This is a genomic window from Sulfurospirillum cavolei (assembly GCF_001548055.1).
Classification (GTDB): domain Bacteria; phylum Campylobacterota; class Campylobacteria; order Campylobacterales; family Sulfurospirillaceae; genus Sulfurospirillum.
The window spans coordinates 2,464,802-2,482,188 of record NZ_AP014724.1; the positions used below are offsets into that span (position 1 = coordinate 2,464,802).

13 protein-coding genes are annotated in these 17,387 nt (G+C 45.0%); 3 read left to right on the plus strand and 10 right to left on the minus strand.

What is annotated here, in order from left to right:
• Position 1: 1 nt before the first annotated feature.
• The 6 genes from phsA (UCH003_RS12375) to UCH003_RS12400 form a co-directional block, all read right to left on the minus strand.
• Positions 2-2,266 (minus strand): thiosulfate reductase PhsA, encoded by a 2,265-nt coding sequence (phsA, locus tag UCH003_RS12375; protein WP_144441016.1) that lies wholly within the window; start codon positions 2,264-2,266, stop codon positions 2-4.
• Between the two features lie 74 nt (positions 2,267-2,340).
• The gene (locus tag UCH003_RS12380; RefSeq protein ID WP_060827000.1) at positions 2,341-5,142 is read right to left on the minus strand and encodes an EAL domain-containing protein; all 2,802 of its coding nucleotides are present in this window, start codon (positions 5,140-5,142) and stop codon (positions 2,341-2,343) included.
• Positions 5,143-5,265: 123 nt separating this feature from the next.
• Positions 5,266-6,219: an NrfD/PsrC family molybdoenzyme membrane anchor subunit gene (gene nrfD / locus UCH003_RS12385; RefSeq protein WP_060826738.1), complete on the minus strand. Its 954-nt coding sequence runs from the start codon at positions 6,217-6,219 to the stop codon at positions 5,266-5,268.
• Positions 6,216-6,788, minus strand: a complete 573-nt coding sequence (locus UCH003_RS12390; protein ID WP_060826739.1) for a 4Fe-4S dicluster domain-containing protein — start codon at positions 6,786-6,788, stop codon at positions 6,216-6,218. The genes nrfD and UCH003_RS12390 overlap by 4 nt, the downstream gene beginning before the upstream one ends.
• Before the next feature lie 15 nt (positions 6,789-6,803).
• Positions 6,804-9,095: a thiosulfate reductase PhsA gene (phsA, locus tag UCH003_RS12395; RefSeq protein ID WP_060826740.1), complete on the minus strand. Its 2,292-nt coding sequence runs from the start codon at positions 9,093-9,095 to the stop codon at positions 6,804-6,806.
• A 287-nt stretch (positions 9,096-9,382) separates the two neighbouring features.
• Positions 9,383-10,765: a PLP-dependent aminotransferase family protein gene (locus tag UCH003_RS12400; protein WP_060826741.1), complete on the minus strand. Its 1,383-nt coding sequence runs from the start codon at positions 10,763-10,765 to the stop codon at positions 9,383-9,385.
• Positions 10,766-10,855: 90 nt separating this feature from the next.
• Here UCH003_RS12400 and UCH003_RS12405 point away from each other — a divergent pair, with 90 nt between their 5' ends.
• From UCH003_RS12405 to UCH003_RS12415, 3 genes are all read left to right on the plus strand, one after another.
• Positions 10,856-11,224 carry a hypothetical protein gene (locus tag UCH003_RS12405; RefSeq protein ID WP_060826742.1) on the plus strand — a complete coding sequence of 123 codons (369 nt, stop codon included), beginning with the start codon at positions 10,856-10,858 and terminating at the stop codon, positions 11,222-11,224.
• A 10-nt stretch (positions 11,225-11,234) separates the two neighbouring features.
• On the plus strand, positions 11,235-11,843 hold the full coding sequence (locus UCH003_RS12410; protein WP_060826743.1) for a pyridoxamine 5'-phosphate oxidase family protein: 609 nt from the start codon (positions 11,235-11,237) through the stop codon (positions 11,841-11,843).
• 137 nt (positions 11,844-11,980) lie between these two features.
• The gene (locus tag UCH003_RS12415) at positions 11,981-12,919 is read left to right on the plus strand and encodes a sensor domain-containing diguanylate cyclase (protein ID WP_060826744.1); all 939 of its coding nucleotides are present in this window, start codon (positions 11,981-11,983) and stop codon (positions 12,917-12,919) included.
• A 211-nt stretch (positions 12,920-13,130) separates the two neighbouring features.
• Here UCH003_RS12415 and UCH003_RS12420 read toward each other — a convergent pair whose 3' ends face one another.
• The 4 genes from UCH003_RS12420 to UCH003_RS12435 form a co-directional block, all read right to left on the minus strand.
• On the minus strand, positions 13,131-14,081 hold the full coding sequence (locus UCH003_RS12420) for an ankyrin repeat domain-containing protein (RefSeq protein ID WP_060826745.1): 951 nt from the start codon (positions 14,079-14,081) through the stop codon (positions 13,131-13,133).
• A gap of 101 nt (positions 14,082-14,182) precedes the next feature.
• On the minus strand, positions 14,183-15,835 hold the full coding sequence (locus tag UCH003_RS12425) for a TIGR01212 family radical SAM protein (protein ID WP_231964782.1): 1,653 nt from the start codon (positions 15,833-15,835) through the stop codon (positions 14,183-14,185).
• A gap of 30 nt (positions 15,836-15,865) precedes the next feature.
• Positions 15,866-16,213 carry a nitrous oxide-stimulated promoter family protein gene (locus tag UCH003_RS12430; protein ID WP_039672013.1) on the minus strand — a complete coding sequence of 116 codons (348 nt, stop codon included), beginning with the start codon at positions 16,211-16,213 and terminating at the stop codon, positions 15,866-15,868.
• 137 nt (positions 16,214-16,350) lie between these two features.
• Complete coding sequence (locus UCH003_RS12435; protein ID WP_060826747.1) at positions 16,351-17,355, minus strand: c-type cytochrome; 1,005 nt, start codon at positions 17,353-17,355, stop codon at positions 16,351-16,353.
• Positions 17,356-17,387: the final 32 nt, after the last annotated feature.

The following is a 17,387-nucleotide window of genomic DNA, read 5'->3' on the forward strand; positions in this document are numbered from 1 at the left end:
GCTATGCCCTCACGATACGAACGCCGGTATTGGTAATCATCGCACCGCAAACAGGCGCGGTTTTTAACGAAAGCAGTTTGGAAGCACTCGATCCTTTACGATCAATCTTAGGCAGTAAAGGCGTTTGCCGTCCAAATCCCATATACAAAAAGAGTGTATCGGGGCGAATGCCTTCGGTAAGAAATACTTTCACCTTCTCTTTGCCGATCTCGTTTTCGATGTAACATGTATCGTTTTGACGCAAACCGTGAGCTTTTGCCGTACTCGGATGCATCCAAAGCGGGTTATCGGGCATGAGGGCGTGAAGGTACGGTACGTTTTGCGTATGTCCGTTGGTATGAATCGCGCTCTTGCCCGAAATCAGCGTGTACGGATAGTTTTGTTGCACGTCCATATCGACCGCGCAAGGTACGCCGTATCCCTCAAACGCTTTTTCGATATGCGCGCAAAAGAGCTCGATTTTGCCTGAGGGCGTTTTGCGTCGGCGTTCGAACATCTCTAAGACATGTCTAAGCTCAACGTGTGCATAACGTTCGCAAAAAGCACGGACACTCGCCTCTTCTCGTAAAAAAAGATGCGGTATCGTCGCTTGAACGTAGCCTCGTTTCACAAGACTTTCCAACAATGCGCTATTGCCTTTGGCTTGGTACGCGCGAAGCTCTTGCATCGTTTTCCACGAATAGGCATGCGAAAAACCCAACGCATCGGCTAAGCTTCGAACGATCTCGTGCAAGCTTCGAGTGCGGTGCAGGGGCGTTAGGGCACGGTTGCGCATCGTATAGGAGGGAACAAGCCCGTGGTGTAAATGAATGCTTTCATCCCGCTCTAAATAGGTTGCTTCGGGTAAAACCACGTCCGCCATCATCGCCGTATCGCTCATGTAAATGTCGTTCACGACGATCAGATCCAACGACGCCATCGCCGTTCTCATTTTTTGCGGATCGGCAACGGTTACCAACGGATTGTGGCGCGTTAAAAACCATCCTTTGATCGCGTAGGGTTGTTGCGTTAAAATCGCGTCCGCAATCGCATTGAGTACGCCGTGCTTTTTCGGAACGAACCGATACGCGCTTCCCTCTTCACCCGCACCGTCGATACGCGCAATGCCGACTTCCGGAGTCGGATAGGGCGATTGAAGCAAAGGAAAAAGCGGCTCTTGAATTAATGCGTTGAGCATTTCGGGCGTTTTTGCAAAGTAGATACCGCCTTTTTTCTCCACGTTTCCCATCAAAACGTTGGCGATTAAAATCGCGCGGGTACGCTGAAACTCCGCCGGAGACGTCGTCGCTTTGTGTCCCCAATCAAGTATGCAACGCGGCGCGGCGCGGTAAATTTCGTCCGCCAAACGCTCGATCGTTTTCGCATCGATTCCGGTGTAACGCTCTTGCCATTGCGGAGTCGTCTCTTTCAAAGAGGCTTTTAAAGCGTCCAATCCAATGCAATAACGCCGGACAAACGCGTGGTCGTATTTAGCGTCTCTGAGCCATACATGTAAAAGGCTTAAGACAAACGCAAGGTCTTGCCCTGCCTTAATCGGATACCACTCGTCCGCCTTGCCCGCCATGATCGAAAACCTCGGGTCTAGCACGATCAATTTTTTGGAAGGGTTTGCCGCAAAACGCGCCATGGCTTTGCTTAAAGGAATGTCTAGCCCTTCAAAGAGGTTGTGCCCGAAATTGACGATATAATCGGCATGCTCGAAATCCCGATACGCCCGTTCGCCGAACGTCTGCTCCAAGGCACTCTCAATCGCGATCGGACAAGAACTCCAATGTGAAAACGTATTGGGAGAGCCGTAGTTGGCGGCAAAAGAGGATAAAAGATCGAACGATTCGCCCGTTTTGGACGAAAACAGCATACTCTGCGCACCGTAGTTTTGTTTCAAACGCTGCATCGACGAAGCGACAAACGCCAAAGCTTCGTCCCAAGATGCTTCTCTCCAACGGTTCTCCCCGCGTTGCCCGACGCGCATTAACGGCGTCCTCAGGCGGTCTTGATCGTATAACTGCGAAACGCCCGAAAGCCCTCTGGCGCAAATACTCGAGTGCATACGCGTATCAAACGCGTTTCCTTGAAGCCACACGGGTTTTTGATCCACCACGCGTACTTCGATAGCGCAACGACTGCTGCATATTTCACATACGCTTCGCACCCATTTGTCTTCCCCTTTGAGTATGCTTGGTTCCAAAGCGCGGAGACTTCCTTGCATGCTAAGGGCGGCGGTTGAAAATTGAAGGAATCGTCGTCGGGCATAAGACTCTATCACGTATGGCTCGCTTAAAGATTTTTCTCTTACGCAAAGGATGTAAGAATTCTGTCTTATTGTAAGGTATTTTCGCTTTAAAGCTCTATAACCCGATGCGGTTTGCTAAAAAGATAGCCTTGAGAAAAGTCGACGTTTAAGCGTTCCAGCTTGGCTTGCACCGTTTCTTTATCCACAAATTCGGCGACGATTTTATAACCCATTTTATGCGCGAACGAGACAATCGTCTCGACCGTCATCTCTTTGGTCGGATCGGTATCGATCTCTTGGATTAACGAGCCGTCAATCTTAATATAATCGATTTTGAGTCGCGCCAAATAGGAAAAATTGGAGTATCCCGTACCAAAATCATCGATAGCGATACGGCATCCTAGTGCTTTTGCTTCTTGAATAAAAAAGCTCATCTCTTCAAAATTGTCGATACCCTCACTCTCGACGATTTCCAAAATGACCCGATCCCCGCAATCGTACGTGCGAATCGCGTCGTACAAACACTCTTTAACCGACACGGAGAGAATATCGCGGACATTGAGGTTCAGCGAAAAAGCAACGCCTTTGTCGTGAAGGTAGGCAAAGGATTTTTGAATCATGATTTTCGTCAGCTTTTCGTAAAGCCGCGTTTTTTTGGCTTGTTCCAAGAAATGGTACGGACTTAAGTAACTCCCGTCCTCTTCTTCCAAGCGCATCAGCACTTCGTACTTGGTAATTTTTTTTTGCACGTTGTCGTAAATGCCTTGATAAAACGGTACGATGCGATCGTTTTCGACGGCATGTTGAATTTTATGAATGATTTGAATATTGTGTTTTGTTTTATCTTTGAGCGTTTCGTTGAGGTTGTACGTCACAATCACCTCATCGCGTTTTTTAGCCTCTTTGAGCGCAATATGCGACTGCATGTAGATATGCTCGTCGCATCCAGAAGCGATGCCGACATTCAGGCGCACAACGATTTCATAGCCTTGAATGAGAAAAATATGCTTTTCCAGATAATGAATCATTCGGTAGAGTTTATCACTGTTTTTATGCTGCCATACGTGATCGTTTTCTTTAATCAACAATGCAAATTCATCTCCGTTGATGCGAAAAACGACGCGGTGTTTTTCCGCAAAGCGTTGATCGAGCAACGCTCCGATCTCTTTGAGCAATGCGTCGCCCACGTCGTATCCTAGATAATCGTTGATCTCCGAAAAGCCGATCAGGTTGATGAGCATCAACATCTTTTCGTTCGTATCGCTGCGTATTTCGTTAAAAAGAGCCTGACGGTTGCCAAGTCCCGTCAATTCGTCGATGAGCTGTTCTTGAATGATGCGGTCTTTAACGATTTGCTCCGTAATATCCGTGCTACTCGTGATATACTCCATCGTTTGCCCGTGTTCGTTGACGACGGGAACCAAGGTACTTTTGATGTAAAACGTTTCGCCTTGTCGGTTGAGGCATTTTAAAACGCCTTGCCAAATCCGTTGCGATTGAATCGTTTCCCATAGCGTGTCATACGAAGACTCATCGTGTTCGGGATGGCGAAAACGGCTGTGTTTCGTACCGATAATTTCATCTCGCGTATATCCCGTAGCCGCGCAAAACGCGTCGTTGACGTAGGTGATGTAGCCTTGTGCATCCATTTTCGAAAAAATAGCACTGTGGTCTAAAACGGTTTTATATTGGCGTAAAAAGTTGACGCTTTCGTCCAATTCGCATTGCGTCGTATTGACCAAATGCGTCAAAAATTTTAAAATCGAATCCGTGGGGCGAACCATCGTTTTTTTGAGAGGGATTTGGTGAATGGAGGATTCGCTAAGGGCTAGAATCGTTGTTGTAACGTTTAACAGATGATTCGCAGTACGACCGCTGTAAAATTCGCCGTAGGTAAAAAATCCGACCGTAGGAGCGATTTGCTCTAACATTTCCAGCTCGTAATGCAGTTGATCTTTTAAAAAATATTTTCGAACGGCACAGGAGTAAATAAACATCGCTTCAATCGCATTTTCGCAAAGGGTTTGTTGCAGTGTTTCGGCTTTTTCCATAATCTCTTCGATATTGCCGATGGCAAAACGCACGTGATCACCCTCGCAAAACTCTCCGGCAAAACGATACGAACGGTCTTCATTGACACCCACGATTGAGCGGCATACCTCTACGTTCTCGCTTTGGCTCACCAACGGAAAGGCAATGGCACTCGCGGGCAATCCTCGAATCATATCGTTGCCCAAATAGTGCCGATAGACCGCTTCGATCGGTTGATGATCGAGTTCGTACAAATCGTTTCCCTTGCAGCGCGTAACCGTCATCGTTTTACCGATTTGCGTCCATCCGAACGAGTAATCTTGATGGACATGTAAGCTATCGCCTTCCAAAATCGCCAAAACGACGCCGTGGTCTTCGATGCGGTCGGCATGAAACAGATACGTTTGCGCAAACGCAAAACTATCGGCGGCGTTTCCTCCGGCGACGACGACATGTGCGGCGGCTTCGCCCAAGGCTTGAATAAACGCCTCGTTCTCCTTGCTTTTCAAAGGTTCGGTAAAAGCGATGCAGACTTTCGTCGAAGGCGTTATCGCGCGCGATGCGATTTCATACGCGCTTTTTCGATCGGCAACGTCAAGGTAGTATACGCCGGCGCGTGAGGTTTCCAAAAGGCAAAATGAAAGAACGATCGTTTCTTGGGACATTTGGGCTCGGTGGATTTCTCCGGCACTCGTCGCTCCGATGACCACACTTTGCGGTAAACGGGTATGAAGGTAATCTAAAATATTTTGAAGAACGACGCAATCGCCGCTTCCGCTAAAAAGTTGTATGAAAAGATGCTGATCGGGTTGGAAGCGCGCCTCGACGAAGTTTTGCAAGGTCTTTAAATCATCATAAATAAGAGAGTACAACTTCATGACGATTCCTTTGAAAATAATACGAAAGACGTATTGTATCACAACAAAAGAAAATCTTACGCTAAGATGATGCAAAGGCACGAAAAAACCCTTAGAGCCTTGACTCTAAGGGTGACATGTTCTTTATCCGACGAAGGTTTGTCCGGCATAAAGCATGTAGTAACGCAGTGCTAAAACGCCCACAAGAACGATAAGAGCGTTAAAGATCACAAAGGCGTGGGAGTGTTTGACTCCGTGAGGCAAAGCAAAGTTCAATCCGATAGGTAAAAGCAAGCCAAAACCGATGACGCCCACCCAAAGAAGGGTTGAAAGACCGCCCGTACTAAGTGCCGCCGCTCCCGCATGTGCCGTTGCGCCTCCTTGGTACATCATTCCCACGAAAAGAATGAAGATGAAAAAGAGTTCTGCAAAGATCACTTTGACGTCCAGTCCGTGCAAATAGCTTACGTTGGCGTCTTTCGTTGCATGGGTAAAGAACAATAATCCGACGACAAGGTTTGCCGAAATACCCGCAGATACGCCCGAAGCCAAAAAGAGTGCCGGAAGAACGGGCGTATTTAAAAGCGGATAGCTGTTCATCGCCGAGAGCAAGAAACCGGTATACGCACCTACGCCCACCGCCAATACAAGCGTAATCGCTTCAAGTGCTTTGCCGTAATTGAGTGCCAAATCTGCAATCGGCGCTAAGAATTTAAACGGTCCATCCACGGCTAACTCTTTTTTGAAAACGCCGAGCAAAAACAAAATGGAAACCGGCATATAGGCAAACAAGGCCAAAACACCGATCGTCATGACCGAGCCGAAGTTATAATGAATCAACAATTTCCAAAACATCAACGGTCGGGTAAGATCAAAAATCAAAAGGCATAAACCCGCACCGATCGTAACGGGTGCTAAGATCGCTCCCGCTTTAATAATTCCGTCCCATGGGGAAACATCGTTACCTTTCATCCATTTCACGACGATGGCGGAGATAATCGCACCGGCGGAAAGTCCCGCCAAGAAGAGATAAACCGCGATCGGCCAATGCCATACGACCGTATTGTATTGCTCCACAGAGCCCCAGATTTGATTCATGAGTTGATCCCTCCTTTATGGTTGGGTACGATATACATTTTCGGTTTGGTTCCGAGTCTCTCTTTTTGGCGGTACGTAACGCGTTCGGAGAGCACTTTGTTGATTTTGCTTTTTGGATCATTGAGATCGCCAAAGGTTAACGCTTCGGTTGGGCATACGGTCACACACGCCGGCTCTTCGCCTCGGCTTAAGCGTGATTCGTGGCAGAACGTACACTTATCGGGTGCTTTGGTCACCGGATGGACGTAACGCGCTTGATAAGGACATGCCGCGACGCAGTAAAGACAACCGACGCACAAGTCGTTATCGACTAAAACGATACCGTCTTCGTTGACATGTGAAGCTTTGGTCGGACAAACGCTTACACACGGCGTATTTTCGCAATGCACGCACGATTGTCTGTGGTATTCGTAGCCTAAACTTCCGTTAGGATACTCTTCTTGTTTGACCCATACTTGTAAACGGTAAACGGAATCGGGAATTTTATTTTCGGATCTACACGCAACATTACAGGCTTGACAGCCGATGCATAAATTGTTGTCGTGGACCATTGCATATTTTTTTGCCATTGTTTTCTCCTTACCTTACGCTTTTTTGACTTTGACGCCGACGACGTGAAGGTTCATACCGCTATTGGGCGATACTAACGGCGAATAAAGCGAGTTACTGTTCACGCCTTTGCCGTAAGCTCGTTTTAAATCTTTACTGATATGTCCAAACCCAAAGTACGCAAATACGGTATCTTCACGTACGCCTTTGGTCACGAGCGCTTTGCCTTTTTGCGTGGCATATTTGTTATACACTTCGATCTTGTCGCCGTTTTTAATGCCTAAACGCTCTGCCGTTTTAGGGTGAATCCATACCGCCGCATCGTCTAAAAGATTGTTAAGCCATGCGTTGTTACCGTTGTGACCGTTGGTGCGAACGGCAGATTTACCGTTAATAAAATAGAGCTCGTCGGCTTCTTTGTATTTGTAAGGCTCGTAACTAAGAGCGCCTTTTTTGGAAACGGTTTCGAGTTCCGGACTGAAAAGTTTGATTTTGTGCGGAAGGTCTATCGTTCCTTCTTCATTGACTTTAGAGGCAGCACTCGGGAATTTTTTCACGAACTCCGCAACGCTCTTCTTATCTTGAAGCAAAAGCGGTACGCCGAAACTCGCACTTCCGGTCGCTTTGAGTTTTGCCAAAAGATCAAGATTGTCGCCGACTTGTTGCAAGCGGTAATCTTCGATGTCTTTGTACGGGAAATAAGCACCTAAGCCCATTTTCTCGCCTAATTCTTTTGCCACTCTCCACCCCGGACGACATTCGCCGATCGGTTCGACCACTTTTTGGCGACCTACGCCGTAGCTTGGGTTTTTACTGCCGCTGGCGGTAAACTCTTCATCCCTTTCCAAATACGTCGTATCGGGAAGGACGATGTCGGCAAACCATGCGGTATCGGAAACTTGAATATCAAACACAACCACCAAGTCCATCGCTTTGAGTGCTTTGATGACGTTTTCGGTATTGCTTTGTGTCATGACGGGATTATTACGGGCGATAAACCAGCCGTGCAACTTGTATCCGACACCCGGCAATTCGTTGAGTGCGGCATGCGGAACAAGGGTCACGATACCGTTTCCTTTTTTACAAAGGAAAAATTCGCTGTCTTTCTCGCCGATACGGTCGATTCGAGGTACTTCGACTTTCGGATATGCCGGTGTTTTAGGTTTTTTGAGCACAGGTGCTTTAGGATCGTTTTCGCCTAAGTATTTGTTGTAAAACGCGGCACCTTTGTTGAGGTAATAACCGCCTTCTTGTTCTATCGCACCGACCAATGCGTTACACATCATAATCGCGCGGCGAAGTTCCAACTCTTGCGGCGTGAGGGTAACGCGATGGCAAAAGTCGAAAATGGCTTTGGGAGCCGCTTTGGCAAATTCACGCGCCATTCGTTTAATCGTATCGGCGGGAATATCGCACTCAACCGCCATTTTTTCCGGCGTGTATTCGGCGACGCTGGCCTTGAGTTCTTCAAACCCTTCGCAATACTTCTCGACGAATTTTTTATTGTAAAGATTTTCATTGATCAAAACGTTGATAAACCCTAAAACAAACGGAAGATCGTGTCCCGGTTTGATCGGATGCCATTCGGTAGCTTTTGCCGCCATCGTCGAAAATCTCGGATCGAGTGAAATGACTTTCGCGCCGTGTGCGAGTGCGTCCATGTATTGACGGGCATAAGAGATAACGATACCCTCAAAGACGTTGTGGCTGAGGTTGATAATGTATTTTGCTTTACCGAAGTCACGGCTTATGCCGCCCTCAAACACGTCGTCCATCGCCAAATCGTACGCCAAAGGACAGGTTGCTTCGTGTCCGAAAAGGTTGTGTGAACCGTAGGCTTGTGCTAAATTATGAAACCATGTTTTGTTCCAACCGCTACGTGCGGTAAATGCCACCGTGTGCGCGCCGTATTTTTGTTTGATGTCCTCTAGTTTTTTGGCAATGAAAGTGTATGCTTCGTCCCAACTGACCTCTTTCCACTTTCCTTCACCCCTCTCACCCACACGCATAATCGGCTTGACCAAACGTTGCGGATCGTAGAGCTGGTTAAATCCAGAACTACCTCTTGCACAGACTTTACCGCCTCGGCTCTTATCGGCGGGATTGCCGCGAATAAACATTCCTTTACCGTCCTCGACACGCGCTTCGATGGTACACGAACTCGTACACATCTCGCAAATGCTCGGGGTAAACTTTGTGTTTCCCTTGTATTGCTTTTTGGCCTCTTCCATCGCCCCGAGCGTGCCGGGAATGCTAGAAAGCCCTGCTACCGCCGCAGCAGTTGAAGAAAGCTTGAGAAAACTTCTTCGACTAAGCATTTGAGTCATCTTTCATCCTTTTCATAAGATTTCATAGTGCAATCTTAGAAAAGCTATGTAAATTTTATGTAAATTTTAATGACGACTTTTATCTTTATTTTTTGAGTTTACAAAAGCTCATTATTGCCTTAAAATAGTTATATATAAAAAAATATGACGATAAAATATAGCATAAAACAATCAATAAGAATCTATTATGAAAAAAGGAGGAAGCTAAACTTTCAAAAGGGCTCAGGCAAACATTAAAAATATCGTTCTTCTTATTTGCGTACCGTGCGATACCATTACGGTAGAGCTTACCGTGCCAACGTTTCTATCCAAATGGTATTGAGAAGTTCTATAGCATCACTGATCTCTTCTTCCCTCAGTCCTCCAAACCCCATGCGTATCGCTTCCCATGTCTCACCGTAAAGATCGCTCGCACAATAGAGTTTCATACCCTTTTTAAGGGCATTTTCACGCAAACGGTGCAGATCGATCGCAACCGTTGGACGCATGATGATCGCTAAACCTCCACCTTCACTGATGATCTCGATCTGATCGCCTAGCATGCTTTTGAGTTTATTGCGCATAAGGTCATGTTTTTTACGATTGAGCGTGCGAATCTTACGCAAGTGTCGCTCCCAATGCCCCTCTGCCATAAAAAGCTCTAACGTCTTTTGCGTACTCAGTGCCACGCCACAGCGTTGATGGCTCATCTGACACATCGTGGTGTAGGCTTCCAAGTAACGATGCGGCAAAACGATGTAACTCACCCGAAGAGCAGGAGAAAGTGCTTTGGAGAAGGTTCCCATATAAATGACATTGGCACCGTTTTCCAGTCCTTGCAGTGCTGGAATCGGACGGTTTTGGTACCTCAGTTCGCTGTCATAATCATCTTCAATGATCACACCTCCCTCCCGTTTTGCCCAGTGCAACAACCGCATACGATGCGTTATGGGCATACTGACGCCTGTGGGGTACTGGTGCGATGGGGTGATGTAAACCATCTTTGCCGTTGTCTGCTCTAACGCATCTATGTTAAGACCACTCGCATTGACCTCAATGGGTGCAATGGCATAGCCGTACTGTTTAAAAATAGTCCCTGCCGCGGGGTATCCAGGATGTTCAACGGCGATTTCATGAAAGTGCGTTTGAAAAAGGGTTGCGATCTGCCGCATCGCATCGCTAGAGCCTGCACAAAGAATGATTTGTGAAGCATCGCAAAGCACACCACGTGAATGCATCAAGTAGCGTGCTATCTCACTTCGAAGCCCTTCCTCTCCTTGTCTATTCGTGTACGCACCAAAATCGAGCGGTGTTTTCATTGCTTTGATAAAAAGGCGTTGCCACAGTTTGAGTGGAAAGGTGTCTGGACTGAGTCTTGCTGGGAAAAAGTCATAACGAATAGATGGCTCAGATGGCGTCTCTTGCATGGGCGAAGAGCGCGCTGTGGGGGTGAGTTCGTGTACGATGTCGGCGACGAAATAGCCGCTTTTGGGCACGCTTTCGATGTACCCTTCGCTGTAAAGTTGCTGATACGCTAGCGAAACGCTGTTTTTGCTGATGGCGTATTGAACTGCCATTTTACGCACCGAAGAGAGTTTGGTGCCTTTTTCGAGCTGATGGGTGACGATGTCGTGCTTGATCGCATCGTAGAGTTGAATGTAAAGTGGCTTATTTTGGTTAAGATCGTACATAACTGACCCTTAAAATATTTCAAAAACTGGCTCTTGTGAAGAGTACAGATTAGGATTATAATACCACAATTTAAATCAAAAGGAGTTCGTATGATTTCAGACACACTCAAACGTGTGATGCAAAAAGAGGGCGTTGTCGCCATCGTCGCTCAAGGCAAAGAGTTTCCCTGCGTTGTCAATACATGGCATTCGTATGTGCGTCTTACTGAAAATAGCTTGATTATTCCTGTGGGTGGTATGCACAGCATCGAAGAGGCATTAAGTCGCGATAACAGAGTTTTAGTGACAGTGGGCAGTAAAGAGGTCGAGGGATTGCACCATATGGGGACAGGATTTTTACTGCGCGGCAATGCCTGCATGATAGAAGAGGGTGATGCGTTTACGACTATCAAAGAGAACTACCCGTGGGCAAGAGCGGTGTTGGAAATCAATCTGACAGAAGCAACACAAACCGTTTAGGAGAAAAAGCATGCGAAGAGCTGAGTTTGAAGTGCATGATCCTGCACTCATCGAAGAAGTTTTGAACAGTTGCGAGTATGGAACGCTCAGTCTTGTCGATGGCGACAAGCCTTACGGCGTGCCGATCAATTTTGCGTGGCATGAAAACCGTCTAGGATTTCATGGATCGCTCGAAGGCCGCAAGATGGACGTCATCGCTCGAAATGCCAAAGCCAGTTTCAGTGTGGTGAAACCGCTTTCGCTTTTGCCCTCGTATTTTAGCAACACACGCTCGGCGTGTCCGGCTTCTCAGCTTTATATTTCCGTGATGTGTGTAGGAGTTGTGAAGGTGATTTCGGATTTACATGTAAAGTGTGAGATGCTCAATGCGCTGATGCAAAAGCTCCAACCTGAAGGTGGGTACGACCCTATCGAAGCGGACAATCCTGTCTATACAAAAGTGGTCGAACGACTGGGCATTTGTGTTTTAGAACCGACGTCCATGAGCCTCAAAGTCAAAGCCGGGCAAAATCTTACGGAAGAGCGAAGAACACTGTTGGTGGAGAAATTGCGTCAAAGAGATAGTGCGATCGATCGTTTGAGTCTTAAAGTGATCCAACAGCTCAATGAACAACATTAAAGGATAGTGTGTATGCCAAAGAATGAAGGATTAGGGGAAATAACGTGATGTGTTAAAGAATAAAATTCTTACATGTCAAGATGCTTAGGCAAAATTTAGATAGAATTTAATGCATCAAATGACATAAGAGGTGATATATGAGTAAAAAATTTAATCTTTTGCATACACATATTAGCCTTGAAGCACTTTTTGAATTAATGCCTGTAGCAATGGTTCTCATCGATAGGTCCGGTCGGAATATTGCCTTCAATCAAAAGCTCAGAACGTTACATGGATTTACACCCAACATTCTTCTTCGACGAAGAGTAAAAGAGTTTTGCCAAAAAAGCGCAGCCAATATTGAACGCGATTTTTATATGCACGATAAAGGCTTAGATGTGCCAGACCACGAAATACAGATAAACAATAAAATTTACCTTGTTGCCGTTAGACCTATCCGAGATAAGAGTGGTTTTGCCGTCGGAGAAATGGCAAGCTTAACCGATATTACGCAACAAAAGAACACTGAAAGAGCACTTGTATTAGCCAATGAAAAACTCGAGTTTCTGGCAAATAACGACCCTCTAACTGGATTGTTAAATACGCGCGCTTACTATACCGTATGTGAACAGATGATTAATATATCTCATCGTAACCATACATCCTTTTCTGTTCTCTTTGTCGATCTTGATCATTTTAAAAATATTAACGACACCTATGGACATAATGTCGGAGATATTGTTCTTAAAGCCGTCTCAAAATGTATCATGGATTTTTGTAGAAAAAGCGATCTTATCGGTCGAGTCGGCGGTGAAGAGTTTTCAATATTCCTGCCTGATACCGACAATATAAGTGCCGTCAATTTTGCCGAAAAACTACGTGCGAAGATTGAGCTATTAAATCCTAATATCGGCGAAGATAAAAACATAAGTATTACGGCGAGTATTGGGGTAGCTTCAAAAATGACACATCACAAATCTATAACAGATATTCAGCGCGACGCAGATCATGCCATGTATCATGCTAAAAAAAATGGTCGTAATAGGGTTTCATGTTTGCATCACCCCTGCTATGTTGAAGCAAAAAAGGAACTATAAGCTTGTAACGTTTATCTTTACATGTAAAGAGTTGTAGACAAGATTGAGTTAGAATTTAACCAATAAAATTGACATTTAACGGAAGAAAATTAAAAATTTAATTGAATGAAAGAAAGTTGAATTCTTTTCCAATCTTTCTTTCCATAATTACCTTTCCATTAATTAAAATCATATTAGACATTGAGAAGATAGTTTTCTTTTGTGACGAATGTCAAATACGATTTTTTAAAAAATTGACGACATCATGTCTATTATGCATAACTGCAAATTCTTTCAGAGATTTTCCATAAGAAACCTTTTGTGTAATATCAGCTCCTTTTTCAATCAAAATTTTTATCATTTCAAGATTTCCATGCTTAAAAATTGCCAATGCAAGTACTCCGTCTCCTTCTCCATGCTTTTTTTTATTCGGATAAGAGAAAATTGATTCTCTAGGATTTACCCCATTTTCAAGTAACAAGTTAACTGCTTCTAATTTGTTGCAATTTACAGCAAAATATAAGGGGGAATAGCCTGCTCCAAAAGAATCATATTCAAGTTTATTTGGGCTTGTTCCATTAGTAATAAATTCATGCATCTTTGACAAATCACCAAGTCCAGCACATAAATGCAAGTTCAACGATACACCATGTTCAACAAAGATTTTCGCTACAGTTGTTGAATTATCGCAATACAATAGAGCTTGAGCTAGAGGAGTTTCTAATTTATTATTTTTCAATCCTTCAATATTTGCTCTATTATTTAGAAGTAATTTTACTATTGACTCATATCCATGTGTGGCTGCTATACTTAATGGCGTTCTCATAAATTTTTCAGCACTTTTTCCACTACCATCATATGTGTCGTATGTTCCATCCACAAACGCTCCACGCTCAAGTAAAAGCTTGCATATTTCTATATTCCCTTCAGCCGCTGCTATATATAACGGACGACCTTCGTCAAGATCTGCCCCATAGTCTAATAAAAGCTGGACTACATTTAAGTTACCATTCTCTATTGCACACGAAATAGGAAGTTTTTTATAGCTGCTTTTCCCATCATTTCCATATTTGTTAGCGTTAACACCGCCTTCTAAAAGTTTTTTTACAAGTGCAATAGCACCATTCCGTGATGCTTTACAAAGTTCATCAGCTCTATTATCAAAAAGACCAAATAACCCCATTGTATTCCTTTTTATTTTTGTTGTTAGTTTATTATATTATCCATCAATTTACCTACATTTTATGCGTAAAAAGATAGAAGTTGAGAACTAACCTTTTCACTTCAATCTTTACATGTCAAGACTTTTTGACGTTCGCTTTCGATCTCTTTATCGCTTAAGATACCGTAAGGATCACGGTACGGTTCTTTAACATGTAAGGACTTCGACACCTTTGAGAGTGTAGCGACGACACCTTTGATGTCGCTGTTTTCGTCATTGGCAACGTGCACGTCAAAGCCTGCGAGCGTGAGTCCCGCTTGGCTGACATGTAACGCGGTGGAGGCGACCAAAATGCCATCTAGTTTGAGCCGTTTTCGCAGGGTTTGGAAAAATTCTAACGTCACAAGCGACGCGTTGTTACTCTCTAAAAATGGGTCTACAAAGATGACATCGAAGCACTCGTCCAAACGCGTCATCGCATAACGTGCTTCGGCGTTGAGAAATTCAACCTTCGTAAAATCATCTTCATACTTCCCACATGTAAAAAGTGCTTCCAAAAGTTGTACATGTAAAGATTCCGGCACGATCTCCATGCTCTTTTGTAAAAGCAGACGATCGTGGTCGATCGCCTTGACATGTAAGGTGTGTTTTCTGAGGATTTGTGCTACTTTAAGAGCTTCAAGCGTGTTGTACCCCATCCCGAAACCGATCTCCAATACCCTTACGTCGCCTTGTTCCAGCCGCTTTTTTAAACACGATTTTTCCAAAAAAAGCCTTTGTGCTTGAGCGTACGCACCCGCTTTAGGATGGTAATAATCACGGTACGTTTCGCTCCAAAAAGTCGTACTTCCGTCTTTTAAGTCTATTTTTTGCGGTATTACACTCTTTGGTGCGCTTTGGTTTTCGATGCGATCGCCTTGAGAGATTCCGCGATACCGCATCGTTTGAGCGACGTATTCACTAAATTGCCCCTTTGCCATATGCCATTTTGGAGCGACCAATTCGCGCTCGGGCGTGTCGGTGGCAAGGCGCACGATCGGTATAGACGAAGGCACGTAACGAAGCAACTCGATCAAGGCTTCGGCATACGCGTATTCGTTTAAAAGCGTGAAGGGCTCTTGAGCATATTGGCGCGCCAAATCGGTATTTTTGATGACATGTAAGTTGTGAAATTTAATCCCAGCAATGTGCTCGTCGACCACGCCTCGAACGCTTTCGCGCCACATCTCGGGCGTTTCGTTCGGAAGCCCTACGATCAGGTGCGCATACGTTTTTAACCCTTTGGCGCGTAAACGCCTTAGCGCATCCAAAGAGCACGCGGCGGTATGCCCGCGATTGAGACTTTCAAGCGTTACATCGTGCAAACTTTGAACGCCAAGCTCCACGACCACATCGATCGTGCTGTTGAGTTCACTCAAATAGGCTAACGTCGCCTCACTCAAACAATCAGGTCTGGTTCCGACATGTAAAGCTCGAAAAGGGTATAGCGAAAGCAAGGCGGCGTAGGTCTCTTTTTGCCGAATCAACGAGGCAAAAGTGCCCGTGTAGGCTTGAATGTAAAGGGCAAACGCTTGAGCGTTGTAACGTTTTTTCGCAAAAGCAAGTGCTTTTTCGATCTGCTCTTCGACACTTTTGGCATCGGCGATTTGAGCTGCGCGGCTTCCGTGTTCGGGGCAAAACGAGCAGCCGCCGCTTCCGTCTTTTTCACGGTTGGGGCAACCAAATTCCACATTGACGGGAATAGTGTACAACGCTTCGCCATAACAAGCGCGCATAGACGCTTTATGGCTTAAATACGGAAGCATTTACTTGAAAAGAAATTGGCGCATCTTGGTCAATCCCAAACGCATACCGCTGTAACGCATAATCTTCGCCATCTTTTTCCACACCGGTTTTTCATAGCACGGATTGAGACATTTGCGACAACTGGGTTTGGGTTCTTGCGTACAGTTTCGAAGCCTCTCATAGGCATACAAAAAAAGCGTTTCGCACTCTTCGCACAAACGATACGGCACTTCGCATACGTTCTCTTCGTGAAAACGAACCTGTAACGTACCCTCTTTTTTGGGAACGTCGTTGTGTTCTTTATCGCAATGCAATTGTAAAAAACGGTGTAGGGTTTGGCTATCGTTAGCAAGTTTATCGCGCGTCATGATCTCTCTTTGCATGTAAAAATAGATGCTCTAGCAAAAAGCAATAGTATCACAAAATCATTAACGCGACGTTCTCTTTTGAACTTAACGGTTCTTTTTAAAAAAAGAGCGACCTAAATCGCCCTTTTTCGGAAGGATTATTCGGCTTTTTTCGCGGGAATAATAATGCCTTTGTAAGGACCAAATTTATGCTGATGGCGATTTTTATCGTCAGCATATGGAGGCGTATCGGTATCCGCAGCTTTGACGATTACGTCAGGAAAATCTTTTTCTTTATTCGCTTTAATCGGTCGTACCTTGTCGTAATTGTTAATATACGCGGCAACATCATAAGCTTGATCGTCCGTCAAAATTTTTGCATCGCTGGTCGCACCTAAAGGCATATTAGTAGCAATCCAATCGGCAGCTTTAATCAATCTAAACATACCGGCACCCGTATTATAAGTATCTTTACCCCAAAGCGGCGGATATTCATAACCGTTTGCCTTGCCTTCACGTTTCACACCCTGTCCGTTATCACCGTGACAAGAAGCGCAATACTCTTGATATACCTTTTCTCCTTTGATGGGGTCAGCCGCTCGACTCATAATTATTTTACGGTCAATTTTCATCAAAGAACTGCCTTCAACTTTAGCACCGACAGGTATCCCCTGTGATAACCAATACATATATGCCGTCATCGCTTTCATCTCTTTAGAGTTTTCCGGCAATGGCTTACCGTTCATACTACGTTGCATACAGCCGTTAATACGATCTTCGATAGTTCCAATCGTATTTTCTCTAGGACGGTATTGAGGGAAATTTGCAAAAACACCGATAAATCCCGCAGAATATTTCTTTGTTCCTGCATCTAAGTGGCAACTGTTACAGGCAAGGTTATTGCCAGCATAACGCATTTTTGGATCGGCAACTTCCGGTCCAATGTATTTATACGTTTCTTGAACTAAGGCTTTGCCGTAACGAACATACTCCCCAAACATATTATCAGGAATCGTTTTTTCATCAGGTGCTTGCCACTCTTTCACGGTAATCGGTTTAAATCCCTGATAATTTCGTTTAGCAAGTTCACCCACATCAAATGCAAAAAGCCCGCTTGCATACGTTAACGCCAATGCCGCCGAAACTAAAGATAATCTTTTCATTTCTGCCTCCTTTTAAATTTTTAGACTATTGT

What these genes read in the sequence shown, in the direction of transcription:
- UCH003_RS12380 (WP_060827000.1), bottom strand. Translation starts at nt 5,142, where the DNA reads ATGAAGTTGTACTCTCTTATTTATGATGATTTAAAGACCTTGCAAAAC.
- nrfD (WP_060826738.1), bottom strand. Translation starts at nt 6,219, where the DNA reads ATGAATCAAATCTGGGGCTCTGTGGAGCAATACAATACGGTCGTATGG.
- UCH003_RS12390 (WP_060826739.1), bottom strand. Translation starts at nt 6,788, where the DNA reads ATGGCAAAAAAATATGCAATGGTCCACGACAACAATTTATGCATCGGC.
- phsA (WP_060826740.1), bottom strand. Translation starts at nt 9,095, where the DNA reads ATGACTCAAATGCTTAGTCGAAGAAGTTTTCTCAAGCTTTCTTCAACT.
- UCH003_RS12400 (WP_060826741.1), bottom strand. Translation starts at nt 10,765, where the DNA reads ATGTACGATCTTAACCAAAATAAGCCACTTTACATTCAACTCTACGAT.
- UCH003_RS12405 (WP_060826742.1), top strand. Translation starts at nt 10,856, where the DNA reads ATGATTTCAGACACACTCAAACGTGTGATGCAAAAAGAGGGCGTTGTC.
- UCH003_RS12410 (WP_060826743.1), top strand. Translation starts at nt 11,235, where the DNA reads ATGCGAAGAGCTGAGTTTGAAGTGCATGATCCTGCACTCATCGAAGAA.
- UCH003_RS12415 (WP_060826744.1), top strand. Translation starts at nt 11,981, where the DNA reads ATGAGTAAAAAATTTAATCTTTTGCATACACATATTAGCCTTGAAGCA.
- UCH003_RS12420 (WP_060826745.1), bottom strand. Translation starts at nt 14,081, where the DNA reads ATGGGGTTATTTGGTCTTTTTGATAATAGAGCTGATGAACTTTGTAAA.
- UCH003_RS12425 (WP_231964782.1), bottom strand. Translation starts at nt 15,835, where the DNA reads ATGCGCGCTTGTTATGGCGAAGCGTTGTACACTATTCCCGTCAATGTG.
- UCH003_RS12430 (WP_039672013.1), bottom strand. Translation starts at nt 16,213, where the DNA reads ATGACGCGCGATAAACTTGCTAACGATAGCCAAACCCTACACCGTTTT.
- UCH003_RS12435 (WP_060826747.1), bottom strand. Translation starts at nt 17,355, where the DNA reads ATGAAAAGATTATCTTTAGTTTCGGCGGCATTGGCGTTAACGTATGCA.